Annotated in this window: 10 protein-coding genes and 2 tRNA genes; 7 read left to right on the forward strand and 5 right to left on the reverse strand. The window is 63.7% G+C overall.

The window, feature by feature from the left end; translation table 11 throughout:
* Positions 1-63: 63 nt before the first annotated feature.
* Positions 64-148, reverse strand: a tRNA-Leu gene (locus C7440_RS15785).
* Positions 149-371: 223 nt separating this feature from the next.
* On the opposite strand from C7440_RS15785, the gene rnr reads away from it, so the two are divergent.
* The 5 genes from rnr to C7440_RS15810 all read left to right on the forward strand — a co-directional run bounded on the left by rnr (position 372) and on the right by C7440_RS15810 (position 6,007).
* On the forward strand, positions 372-2,843 hold the full coding sequence (rnr, locus tag C7440_RS15790) for a ribonuclease R (protein ID WP_017523734.1): 2,472 nt from the start codon (positions 372-374) through the stop codon (positions 2,841-2,843).
* A gap of 270 nt (positions 2,844-3,113) precedes the next feature.
* The gene (gene rlmB / locus C7440_RS15795) at positions 3,114-3,869 is read left to right on the forward strand and encodes a 23S rRNA (guanosine(2251)-2'-O)-methyltransferase RlmB (protein WP_017523733.1); all 756 of its coding nucleotides are present in this window, start codon (positions 3,114-3,116) and stop codon (positions 3,867-3,869) included.
* A 20-nt stretch (positions 3,870-3,889) separates the two neighbouring features.
* Positions 3,890-5,125 (forward strand): cystathionine gamma-synthase family protein, encoded by a 1,236-nt coding sequence (locus C7440_RS15800; RefSeq protein ID WP_116519263.1) that lies wholly within the window; start codon positions 3,890-3,892, stop codon positions 5,123-5,125.
* Between the two features lie 319 nt (positions 5,126-5,444).
* Positions 5,445-5,786 (forward strand): HU family DNA-binding protein, encoded by a 342-nt coding sequence (locus C7440_RS15805; protein WP_257215377.1) that lies wholly within the window; start codon positions 5,445-5,447, stop codon positions 5,784-5,786.
* Positions 5,787-5,931: 145 nt separating this feature from the next.
* Positions 5,932-6,007: transfer RNA gene (locus C7440_RS15810), tRNA-Val, on the forward strand.
* Positions 6,008-6,137: 130 nt separating this feature from the next.
* On the opposite strand, the gene C7440_RS15815 is transcribed toward C7440_RS15810, so the two are convergent.
* From C7440_RS15815 to C7440_RS15830, 4 genes are all read right to left on the reverse strand, one after another.
* Positions 6,138-6,656: a hypothetical protein gene (locus C7440_RS15815; RefSeq protein WP_116519214.1), complete on the reverse strand. Its 519-nt coding sequence runs from the start codon at positions 6,654-6,656 to the stop codon at positions 6,138-6,140.
* An 86-nt stretch (positions 6,657-6,742) separates the two neighbouring features.
* The gene (locus C7440_RS15820; protein ID WP_017523729.1) at positions 6,743-7,315 is read right to left on the reverse strand and encodes a hypothetical protein; all 573 of its coding nucleotides are present in this window, start codon (positions 7,313-7,315) and stop codon (positions 6,743-6,745) included.
* 237 nt (positions 7,316-7,552) lie between these two features.
* Positions 7,553-8,701: an ABC transporter substrate-binding protein gene (locus C7440_RS15825; RefSeq protein ID WP_017523728.1), complete on the reverse strand. Its 1,149-nt coding sequence runs from the start codon at positions 8,699-8,701 to the stop codon at positions 7,553-7,555.
* 47 nt (positions 8,702-8,748) lie between these two features.
* Positions 8,749-10,605: a feruloyl-CoA synthase gene (locus C7440_RS15830; RefSeq protein WP_116519215.1), complete on the reverse strand. Its 1,857-nt coding sequence runs from the start codon at positions 10,603-10,605 to the stop codon at positions 8,749-8,751.
* A gap of 100 nt (positions 10,606-10,705) precedes the next feature.
* Between C7440_RS15830 and C7440_RS15835 the strand changes: the two genes are divergently transcribed.
* Together C7440_RS15835 and C7440_RS15840 are read left to right on the forward strand one after the other, a co-directional pair.
* On the forward strand, positions 10,706-11,173 hold the full coding sequence (locus C7440_RS15835) for a MarR family winged helix-turn-helix transcriptional regulator (RefSeq protein WP_116519216.1): 468 nt from the start codon (positions 10,706-10,708) through the stop codon (positions 11,171-11,173).
* Between the two features lie 132 nt (positions 11,174-11,305).
* A complete protein-coding gene (locus C7440_RS15840) occupies positions 11,306-12,118 on the forward strand; it encodes an energy transducer TonB (protein ID WP_371743499.1) in 813 nt (270 codons plus the stop codon).
* The last annotated feature ends 8 nt before the right edge of the window (positions 12,119-12,126 follow it).

The following is a 12,126-nucleotide window of genomic DNA, read 5'->3' on the forward strand; positions in this document are numbered from 1 at the left end:
ATTCAGAACAAAAAGAAAAAACCCCGTAAATCATGGATTTACGGGGTTTTTTTGGAATAGGGGTGGTGCCCAGAAGAGGACTCGAACCTCCACACCTTGCGGCACATGGACCTGAACCATGCGCGTCTACCAATTCCGCCATCTGGGCTTAATAAGAGTATGCTACTGTTTTGAACTTATGCATGCACAGGTGATGCATGCAGTTAAAACGCTCAATACCAGCTCTTCTCTTATTTTACTGCTTTAATCTTCGGTGCCGCCGCATCTGCTTCTGCTATCCTGCTTCTGCTATCTGCTTCTACTATCTACATCTGCCTGCGTCAGCGAAGATTCGTAGTATAACCTATTTTTTCATCAAACGGAAAGTTTCTTTGGCAAAGCGAACAAAAAACGAAAAAGACAGTCAGACTTCCAACAACGCGCATTCACTGCCCCCCGATTTCGACCCCAACGTTCCCAGTCGCGAAGATGTGTTGGAACTGCTGCGCGCCACAGGCCAGGCATACGACGTGCAGGGCTTGGCCCAGGCATTGGGCGCGGGCTACCCTTTGTCCGTGGGGTTCGATCGGCGTCTCAAGGCAATGGAGCGCGACGGACAGATTTTCTACAACGCACAGGGACAGATTTTGGCGGCACCCAAGGTTGATTTCGTAGCCGGTCGGGTACAGGGCCATCGCGATGGCTTTGGTTTTCTCTTGCGCGACGACGGCGGGCCCGACCTGTTCCTGGCCCCGCGCGAAATGCTCAAGGTGCTGCACGGCGACCGCGTGCTGGCCAAGCCCGACGGCGAGTATCGCGGCAAGCCCGAAGCGACCATCGTCGAAGTGGTCGAGCGCCGCACGGACAAGCTGGTGGGGCGCTTCCTGCGCGAGCCGGGCATCAGCATCGTGGTGCCCGAAGACCAGCGCATCAAGCACGACATCCTCATTCCGTCGGGCGACACGGCCGGCGCCGAGCATGGCCAGGTGGTCACCGTGCAGATCATGCAGCAACCCACGCGTCATACCCAGCCCCTGGGCCGGGTCACCGAAGTGCTGGGTGAAATCGACGATCCGGGCATGGAGATCGAAATCGCCGTGCGCAAGTTCGACGTCCCGGTCGATTTTTCCAAAGCGGCATTGGCCCAGGCGGCCAAGCTGCCGTCGGCCGTGAAGCCCGCCGAACTCAACGGCAGGGTCGACTTGCGCGACATGCCTTTCATCACCATCGACGGCGAAGACGCACGCGATTTCGACGACGCGGTATTTTGCATGCCCATCGACATCGGCACCGAGAAGCGCCGGCGGCCCGCATGGCGGCTGTTGGTGGCCATCGCCGACGTCAGCCACTACGTCACGGCGGGTTCGGCGCTGGACGACGACGCCTTCCAGCGCGGAACCAGCGTTTATTTCCCGCGCCGGGTCATTCCCATGCTGCCCGAGTCGCTGTCCAACGGCCTGTGCTCGCTCAATCCCAGCGTCGATCGGCTGGTGCTGGTCTGCGACATGGTCATTCCCGCCAGCGGCACCAAGGCGGGCGTTGTTTCAGCCTATCAGTTCTACAACGCGGTCATCCACTCGCATGCCCGCACCACCTATACCGACGTGTGGGCCGCACTGCAGCAGCCCGGCGGGCCGGCGGCCCAGAACATGCAGCACGTCATGCCGCACGTGCTCGACCTTTACGAGCTCTACCGGCTGCTGTCCGAATCCCGGGCGCGGCGGGGCGCCATGGAGTTCGAAACGGTCGAGACCAAGATCATCTGCAATCCCTTGGGCCGCATCGAACGCATCGTGCCCTACGAGCGCAATGACGCCCACCGGGTCATCGAAGAATGCATGCTGGCCGCCAATACCTGCGCGGCCGACTTCACCAAGCGCAACAAGCGCATAAGCCTTTATCGCGTGCACGAGGGCCCCACTCCCGAAAAGCTCAAGGCGCTGCGCGACTACCTGCGCAACGTCGGCCTGGTGCTCGAGGGGGGCGACGAACCGACCACGCACGACTATGCGCGCCTGCTGCAGGCGGCCCGCGGCCGGCCCGACTACGAAGTGCTGCAGACCATGTGCCTGCGCTCGCTGCAGCAGGCCATCTACAGCCCCGAAGAATCGGGTCACTTTGGCCTGGCCTACCAGCACTATGCGCATTTCACTTCGCCCATCCGGCGCTACCCCGACCTGCTGACGCACCGGGTGATCAAGTCCATATTGCAGAACAAGCGCTACGTGCCCGACATCGACGACGTCAATGCGGCGGCCGAGCTCACCCCGGGCGAGCGCCAGCACGCCATCTGGGAAAAGCTGGGCTTGCTGCTGTCGGCGCGCGAGCGGCGGGCCGACGACGCCTCGCGCGACGTCGAGGCCTGGCTCAAGTGCTGGTTCGTCAAAGAGCACGTGGGCGAGGTCTTCAGCGGCCGGGTCACGGGCGTGGCGCCTTTCGGCCTGTTCATCACGCTGGACACCCTGTTCGTCGAAGGCCTGGTGCATGTGTCCGAGCTGGGCTCCGATTATTTCCAGTACAACGAAAGCCTGCACGAACTGCGCGGCGAGCGTACCGGCATACGCTATCGCCTTACCGATCCGGTGCAGGTGCAGGTGGCCCGGGTCGACCTCGAAGCGCGCCGCATCGAGTTCAGGCTAGTCAAGGGCACCACCTTCAAGGCCTTGCAGAAGGCGGCGACCGAGCCCGGCAACCCGCCCGCACGGCGCAGCAAGAAGGCGGCGTCCACCAAGCCCGAAGCGCTGAAAGGCACCACGGCGCGCGAGCGCAGGGCGGCCGAGAAGCGTGCCGCGAAGGCGCCCCGCAAGGCCGCCGGCAAGGCGCCTTCCAAAGCCAGCAAGGCGGCGCCGCGCAAGCGGCGCTGACGGCCCCGGGGCTGGCCGGCAAGCCTGGCTGGCCCCCGGCGCGGCCAGGCATTTCGCCTGGCGCTGGCGTTCGCCGGCATCCGGCGGCACCCGATGGCATGCGTCGGCCTCCCCTCGGCATCCCAGGGGCGCGAGGCGTGGCTGGATCATCGTTGCGCGTGGCGCATGATGCATCTGTTCCGGGCGCATTCCGTGCCGTTCGCAACAGATGCTTTCAGGCGAGGAGTAAAATTGCCTTGAGCCCCTCATTGTTTTTCCAGAAGGAACCCCATGTCCTCCCAACAGGTCCTGGCCGGCTTTCACGCCGTCACAGCGCGGCTGCGCCATGCGCCGGCCACCATCCGGCAGTTGTATGTCGAGGCCTCGCGGCGCGACAAGCGCATGCAATCGCTGATCGAGCAGGCCCAGGCGGCGCAGGTGCGCGTGCATCCGGTGCCGGCCGACAGGCTGGACGGCCTGGCGCGCGGCACGCGGCATCAGGGGGTGGTCGCCCTGGCCGATGCCAATGCGCTGGCCACCGATGTGGACGAACTGCTCGACGGCTTGGAAGAGCGGGGCGAAACGCCCCTGCTGTTGCTGCTTGACGGCGTGACCGACCCGCACAACCTGGGCGCCTGCCTGCGCACCGCCGATGCCGCCGGCGTGCATGCCGTGCTGGCTCCGCGCGATCGGGCAGTGGGGCTGGGCGCCACCGTGCAGCGCGTGGCCTGCGGCGCGGCCGACACCGTGCCCTACATCATGGTGACCAACCTGGCGCGCACCATGCGCCAGCTCAAAGAGCGCGACATCTGGCTGGTGGGCACCGACGACCAGGCCGAGGGCGGCATGCACGGCATCGACGGGCGCCGTCCCATGGCCTGGGTGATGGGCGCCGAAGGCGAGGGCATGAGGCGGCTTACGCGCGAAACCTGCGACGAGCTGGTGCGCATTCCCATGCAAGGCGCGGTGGAAAGCCTGAACGTCAGCGTGGCCAGCGCCGTATGCCTTTACGAAACAGTGCGCCAGCGCACGACAAGCAATCAATGACCAAACGACAACGCAACGCCATGGCTAACAACGGCTTTACCACCACACTCTTGCATTCCGACCGCCGGTCGACCATCGAGCACGGCGCCATCCACAAGCCCCTGCATCCTTCCTCCGAGTACGCCTATGCCGACTCGCGCGAGCTTGCGGCGGTGTTCCAGGGCAAGGCCGGTTTTACCTACGCGCGGCAGGGCACGCCCACCACGGGCGCCCTCGAGGCCAAGATTACGCAGATGGAAGAGGGCGTCAGCACCGTCAGTTTCGCAACCGGCATGGCGGCGCTCAATGCCACCTTCTTCACCTTGCTGCGCCAGGGTGATCATCTGATTTCCAGCCAGTACATCTTCGGCAACACCAACAGTCTGCTCAGCACCCTGGCCGAGCTGGGCGTGGAGGTAACCCTGGTCGACGCCACCGACGCCGCAAACGTCGAGGCGGCCCTGCGCCCCGAGACCCGCATGGTGTTCGTCGAGTCCATCGCCAACCCCGGAACGCAGGTGGCCGACCTGAAGGCCATCGGAGACTGGTGCGGCCGGCAAGGCCTGCTTTACGTCGTCGACAATACCTTGAGCACGCCCTGGCTGTGCCGCGGCAAGGACGTGGGCGCGGGCCTGGTCGTCAATTCTCTTTCCAAGTACATCGGCGGCCATGGTCATGCCCTGGGCGGAGCGGTGACCGATACCGGGCTGTACGACTGGTCGGCCTATCCCAATATTGCCGATGTCTATCGCAAGGGTTCCCCCGGCGGTTGGGGGCTGACGCAGATCAAGAAAAAGGGCCTGCGCGACATGGGGGCCACCTTGTCCGCCGATTCCGCCCATCGCATCTCGGTGGGGTCCGAAACGCTGGCCCTGCGCATGGAGCGAAGCTGCAGCAATGCGCTGGCGCTGGCCCGGGCCCTCGAGGCGCATGCCAAGGTTGCGCGGGTCAGTTATCCGGGCCTGGCCTCTCATCCCCAGCACGAGCGGGCCGGCCAGCTGTTCGGCGGACGCTATGGCGCCTTGCTTGGCGTCGAACTGATCGACGGCATCGACGTGTTCGATTTTCTGAACCGCCTGCGTGTCTTCGTGCTGGCGACGCACCTGGGCGACACGCGCACGCTCGTGCTGCCCGTGGCGCACACCATCTACTACGAGATGGGGCCCGAGCGCCGTGCGCTGATGGGCATTGCCGACAGCATGTTGCGCATTTCGGTGGGCATCGAAGACGAAGACGACATCATCGGCGATTTCTGCCAAGCGCTCGAATCAATGTAAACGCTTGGAATGCGACGACGCATCGACCAGGCGCCTAGTGTCGCTTTCGGGCTCTCCCTGGCCCGAAAGCGCTCATGCGGGCGCAGCGGCTTTCGCGCAAAAGGCATGAAGATTTTTTGTCCTGCGGCGTGGCCTGGAAATTTACATTTCTTAAACCGATTGTTTGAAAAAAAGTGAGCAATCGTGCGGGTTCTGGGCGTTTTTCCCCTTGACACCGCTTTATTTCAAAGGCTTAATACGCGTTAGCCGGTAGGCAGCGTCTTTACTGACATTCCCGCCAGTCAACAGTGGTACCTGCACGCAAACGTGCTGTATTTTTTTGGTCAAAAATGCCGGCCCAGGGCGGCTTGCCCAGGCCGGTCATAATAATTTTCAGGGGTATACCTTAATGAACAAAACCGAGCTCATCGAACATATCTCCACCAAGGCCGACCTCTCCAAGGCCGACGCCGGCCGCGCCCTCGAAGCCTTCATCGGCGCCGTCAAGACCACCCTGAAAAAGAAGGGTTCGGTCACCTTGGTCGGTTTTGGCACTTTTGCCGTTTCCGAGCGCGCCGCCCGCACCGGCCGCAACCCGCGCACCGGCGAAGCCATCAAGATCAAGAAGGCTCGCGTGCCCAAGTTCCGTCCTGGCAAGGCCCTGAAAGACGCCGTCAACTAAGCGTTTGCGTGCCTTGGGCCAGCGGGCTATAATCCTTAGGCTTTTTTGGCACGAAGTGGCCCCAAAAAGGCGAACCTGAAAGAGGTTCGCACGGCAATATCGCCGGGCAAACACGTTGTGTGTTTGCCCGATGCAGATGGCCCCGGGGTGCTTAGCTCAGTTGGTAGAGCGGCGCCCTTACAAGGCGTAGGTCACAGGTTCGACCCCTGTAGCACCCACCACAAGCTTCAAGAATCAAGGGTTTATGAGTTCATCTCATAAGCCCTTTTTTCTTGCGCGCTTGACCATGCGCGGCGCGCCTTGCGGCGGTTTCCCGCCAGCCGCGAATGGGCTTTAACCCGCCAATGGGCATTAACCCGAGACGCCCAGACGGGCCGTGCCCGAACAAAGCGTCATGCCCAGCGCAAGCCGGCCCTCGTCTCGAACCAGAAGATGGACGCAGTCGGCCTCGACTTCTGCGGTGAGGCGGCTGCGCGTTTCCTGGCCTTCGCGAGCCGGCGCCTGCGCCACGATGTGCTCGCGCCAGGTCACCTTGACCGTGGCCGCGTCGGTGCCGTGGGTAACGACGTCGCGCAGGTTCATGTCCAGCGAATAGTCGGCGATGCCTTCCTTGCCGGCGGCGCCGAACATGCCTCCCAATTGCAGTATGTCTTCCTTCTGAAGCGTCATGGCGATGCTGCCCGTATGGACGCCGTCTTTCTGGACGCGGACGTCGACCTGAAAGCTGGCGCCGTCGGCCACGTTGGTGTCGGTCCATTCGGCAATCATGCGCGGATCATAGTCGTGCATCAGTCCTTCGGCCTCTTCACAGATGCGCTGCAGATACTTTCTCACGTCCTCGGTGGACAAGCCCTGTCTTTCCTGGTTCATGATGTGCTCCTTGAAGCGTGGTCATGCATGGGCCGTGTAGCGCTGCGGCCCACGGCGGCCGTTGCGGCGCTGCGGCCTGCATGGATCTATCCGCCTTGCGCGTCGCGTTCGCCTTGCTCTACCGCTTCTTCCAGCTCTTTATCGGAGAGCAGGCGCGTGTCGGGGTCGGCGGTGTGGCCGCCCGGCGGAGAAAAGCGCAGCTTCTCCATGTAGGGCGTGGGCTTCTTGCGGCGATAGTCGGCGAACTCCTTGGCATAGTACTGGCGGGCCTGCTCGGTCGTCCTGGCGCCGGTGGCGATGTCGTGCATCAGGTTCAGGGCCAGGAAGTTGGCCTGTTCGTCGTGGCAGCGCGCCGACACCTCGCCTTCGGTGCGGTTGATGACGACACTGCCGTCGAAGGCGCAAACGTCTCGCGCCTTGTCGATCGGAAAGCGGTAATCGATGACCGATTCCACCGAGTCCAGGTGCGGCGCGGGAAAATTATGCTCATGGACCTGTCGCGAGGCGACGATGCGTTTCCAGGGGCCGGGCTTGTGCCACGTCACCTGGCTGTCGTTGACCTCATCGGGTTCGCCGTACTGGTCGACCACCAGTTGTGCGGCCTCGCGCGCGTCCTTGGGCCAGTCGGCAATGGCTGGGGATAGGGGTTTGCCTTCCATGACGTCCTCCGGTGTAGAAATAGAGAGAGCAGGCAGACGAGCCAGCAATCGGCATTCCACGCATCAGTGGAAGCCTACATGGGCAGGGTTCCACGGCCGCATCAGGGCGGCCAGGCCTCGCAAGAGGGAGAGGGGGGAGGGGAGCGGTGAAGCGGCGGGATAAAAGCGGCGCGGCCCGCGAAGCGTTTGCTTCGCGGGCCGCGGCTTCAAGCGACGTGAGGCTGCTTGCAGAGAGGCTTAGTCGGCCGCTGCGAAGGCGCCGTCCTTGATGGTAAGCATCATCTGGGCCTGCTTGTCGAAGCCGAAGTGATCGTCCTTGGTGTAGGTGATGACGCCCTGGGTGATGGGAATGCTGCCTTGCGTCTCGAGCGCGTCTTTCAGGGCGGTGCGGAACTCTTGCGTGCCCGGCTTGCCTTTTTGAAGCGCCACCGGCACCACCTTGTCGAGGATCAGGTAGGCGTCGTAGGCATGTGCCGCAAACTGGTTGCGCGAGCCCTCGCCGTTTTTCTTTTCGTAGGCGTTGACGAAGTCTACCGCGATCTTCTTGGAGGGATGGGAATCGGGCAGGCCCTCGGGCAGCACGGCCAGGCCCGAGACGACGAAGGAGCCCTCGACGGCCTTGCCGCCCAGGCGGATGAGGTCGCGCGAGGCGGCGCTGTGGGTCTGGTAGATTTTGCCCTTGTAGCCGCGGTCGACCACGGTGGTGTGCGGCATGGCGGCGCCGCTGCCCGAGGCCACGATCAGGATGGCATCGGGATTGGTGGCGATGGCCTTGAGCGCCTGCGCGGTAACGCTGGTGTCGGCGCGGGCGTAGCGTTCGGCGGTGGTGACCTTGATGCCCGCCTCGTTGGCCAGCTTGGTCAGGTCTCGCAGCCAGCTTTCGCCGTAGGCGTCGTTGTAGCCGATGAAGGCGAAACTCTTGACGCCGTGTTTTTTCATGTGGTCGATGACGCCCCCGGCCATGACGGCGGTGGATTGCGGCAGGCGGAAGGTCCAGGTGCCCTTACCCTCGGGGAACTCGGCCGGCGCGGCTGCGAGCTGCACGGTCTGGCCCTCGGCGGCGGCTTCGCCCATGGCGATGGCGGGCGTGGTGGTGCTGGAGCCGATGATGACGTCGACCTTGTCTTCGGAAATGAGGCGCTGCACGTTTTTCTGCGCCTTGGCCGGGTCGCTGCCGTCATCGAGGGTGATGAACTTGACCTTTTCGCCGCCCACTGTTTCGGGCCACAGCGCAAAGCCCGTGTTCACGGGAATGCCCAGCCCGGATGCCGGGCCTGTAAGCGACAGCACGACGCCGACGGTAAGTTCGGCCTGGGCGGCGGGCAGGGCGCCCAGGCTGAGCGAAGCGGCCAAGAGCGTTGCGCGCCAGATTTTCTTGCTTGTCATTCGATGTCTCCTAGAGGTTGCCGTGGACGTGTTTGCCGCTGGCGTTGTTATGAATGCTGGACCGGCCTGAGAACGCCGGGGTCGGTTTCGTTGTAAAGGGCGTCGACCAGCGGCGCGCGGTGGCTCAGCACGGCGCGCTGGTTGATCGAGCCCTTGTCGGTGATTTCGCCGCGGTCGAGCGAAGGGGGCTCGACCAGCACCAGGCCGCGTGCGATTCGGGTGGAGCTGCCCGTGCCAAGGCCGTGCAGGCGCGTGACGAGCTGCTGGAAAAAGCCGCGCACCGGCTGGCTGGACAGCACGGCTTCGGCCCCGGCGTTTTCGGGCAGGCCCGACAGCACCCGGCACTGCGCCAGGTTGGGAATGATCAGCACGCCGAGTTCGCGCCGGTTGTGGCCCGTGATGACGGAATCTTGCAGATAGGGCGCGCCCTCGCGCGCGACCTGGGCCCGCAGGGGGCCCACGTTGACCCAGGTGCCGGTGTCGAGCTTGAAGTCTTCGGCCACGCGTCCGTCGAACACGAAGCCTTGCCCCGGGTCGTCGGGATCGAGCCACTTGACGGCGTCGCCCGAGCAGAAGAAGCCCTCGTCGTCGAAAGCCTCGGCGGTTTTTTCGGGTTCACGCCAGTAGCCGGGCGTGACATTGGGGCCTTTGTAGCGGACTTCGACCTTGTCGCCATTGGGCACCAGCTTGAACTCCATGCCGGGCAGGGGGTGGCCTATCTGCCCGGCCAGGGCGCGCTCGTCGAGCACGAACATGGCCGAGGGAGAGGTTTCGGTCATGCCCAGGCCGGTCGTCATGACGATGCGCTCGCCGCAGGCTTTTTCGGCCGTGGCATGGAGCTTGTCCCACACGGGCTGGGCCAGCGCTGCGCCCGAGTAGAACTGCATTCTGACGCGGCTGTAATACATAGTGCGCAGGGCTTCGTCGGCCTCGAGCGCGTTGGCGATTTTTTCCCAGCCGATGGGCACGTTGAAATACACGGTGGGCGCGATTTCGCGCAGGTTGCGCAGCGTGGTTTCCATGCCCTGGTCGGTGGGCTTTCCTTCGTCGATGTACAGCGTGCCGCCGTTGTAAAGCACCATGCCCAGGTTGTGGTTGCCGCCAAAGGTGTGGTTCCAGGGCAGCCAGTCGACCAGCACGGGAGGCTCTTGGCTAAGAAAAGGCCAGGCCAGCACCATCATCTTGAGGTTGCTGCACATCATGCGCTGGGTGTTGATGACGGCCTTGGGCAGGCTGGTGGAGCCCGAGGTAAAGAGGAACTTGACGATGGTGTCGGGGCCCGTGGCGCGCTGCGCGGCATCGACGGCCGGGGTGGCGGGCGTGGCCATCAACTGGCTGAAGGGCGTGCAGGGCCGATCGATCTGTTCGGGCCGGGTAGAGGTGATTTCGATGTCGGTGCCGATGGTGGCGCGTATGGCGTCGCCATAGGTCTGGGCGTCGGAAACGAAAACCAGGCCGGGCGTGACCACCTCGAGCACGTGGCGCAGTTTCTCGTAGTCTTTGGAAACCAGGGAATAGGCGGGCGAGATGGGAGAATAGGGCACGCCCGCGAACTGGCAGCCCAGGGCGAGCAGGGCCTGCTCGATGTCGTTGCCCGAAAGCATGAGCACCGGCCGGTCGGCATCGAGCCCGCGGTCGAGCAGGGCCTGGCCGATCTGGCGCGCCGCCTGCAGGGCCTGGGCGTAGCTGATGCGGCGCCAGGGGCCGTGGCCCGGTTCACGCTGGGCTATATAGGTACGCTCGGGCGCCTGCCCGGCCCAGTGGATGAGCTTGTCGGTAAGGCGGTCGGGAAAGCCGCCCAGCGGCTCTGGCGAGCGTACATAGGTGTATCCGTTGTCGCGCGTCAGGACTTCAATGTTTTTGGGGCCCAGGGCCACACTGCGGTAACGCGGTGCTGTCTCCATGATACTTTGATGTTTTCCAATAATTCTTTGAAGATTAATATCAAGTAACCTGATATTGAGCTTATACTACACGTCGAGATACCTGCTGACAAGCCCGTCCATGATCCAGAAAAACCCTCAATTCGCACAGACCTGGCCCCAGCGGCCCAATGGCATCGCCTACCTCATAGGCCGCCTGGACCACGTGTTGAACCGCCGCATCCGCGACGTGCTGGCTCCGTGGGACGTGACCGCCGCCCAATACACGGCGCTCTCGGTATTGAACAGCCATGGGCAGCTGTCGAATGCGCAGTTGGCCGAGCGCTCCATGGTGTCGCCGCAGTCGGCCAATGAAATGGTCAAGCTCATGGAAACGCGGGGCTGGATCACCCGCGAGTCGGCGGCTTCGCACGGGCGCATCATCAATATCCGCCTTACCCGCAAGGGCGAGACCCTGCTTCGGCAGTGCGACACCGCCGTGGTGCAGGTAGAGCGGGCCTTGCTGGCCGAGCTGGACGAGGCGCAGTTCGGCGCTTTGCATGCGCAGCTTCGCCTGATGATGCGCGGCCTCAGCGGCCTGACGCTTTAGGGTTTTCGCGACCCCCGCAATCCGACGCAAAAAAGCCCGCGCATATATTGCGAATAGTTCGCATTCCTGCTATTCTCCTCGCTTACCCGGATGATTTCATCCGCGGGCGTCCTTTACCTTGTCGTTGGATTCATGTCCCGTTTTCGTGTTGAGCCTGCCCCTCGCCCCGCGCTGACCAAAGCAGCAGCGGTCACATGCGTTGCCGGGTTGCATTTTGCCGTGCTGGGTGTCATTTTGGCGGCTCCCCAGAAAACCGAACTCACGCTGCCCGAGTCGATGGAGATCCAGTTCGTCGAGATCGGTCCCGAAATCGTCGATACGGCCCCCGAAGAAGAACCTGTCGAAGAGGTCGTGCCGCCCGAGCCCGAGCCTGAAGTCATCCCAGAGCCCGAACCCGAGCCCGAGATCGAACCAGAGCCCGAGGTCGAGCCGGAACCGGAACCCGAGCCCGAGCCCGAGCCCGAGATTGAACCCGAGCCCGAACCCGAGGCCATCACGCCGCCCGAGCCGCCTCCGCCGCCTCCCAAGCCCAAACCCAAGCCCAAGCCGAAACCCAAGCCTGCGCCCAAGCCCGTCGAGGCCCCGCCCAAGCCGGTGACGCCGCCCAGCGGCGCGGCAAGCACCGTGGCCACGCCCAAGGCGCCCACGCCCGCGCCCGACAACAAGCCTCGCCACATCAGCCGCGTCGACTACCTCGGTAGCCGTCCCAACCCGGAATATCCCCGCGCTTCGCTGCGCCGGGGCGAGAAGGGCAGGGTCGTGGTACGCGTGCTGATCTCGCCGCAAGGTTCGGTCGTGAACGCGACGGTGCAGTCTTCGTCGGGCTACGAACGCCTGGACCAGTCGGCGGTGCGTGCAGCCAAAACCGCGCGGTTCAAGCCGTATACCGAAAATGGCGTTGCGTATCCCGCACTGGCCGATATCCCATTTGACTTCGTAATCTAGGAACCAGC

Origin of the sequence: Pusillimonas noertemannii, from assembly GCF_003096595.1 — a bacterium.
In the GTDB taxonomy this organism is placed as follows: Bacteria; Pseudomonadota; Gammaproteobacteria; order Burkholderiales; family Burkholderiaceae_B; genus Pusillimonas; species Pusillimonas noertemannii.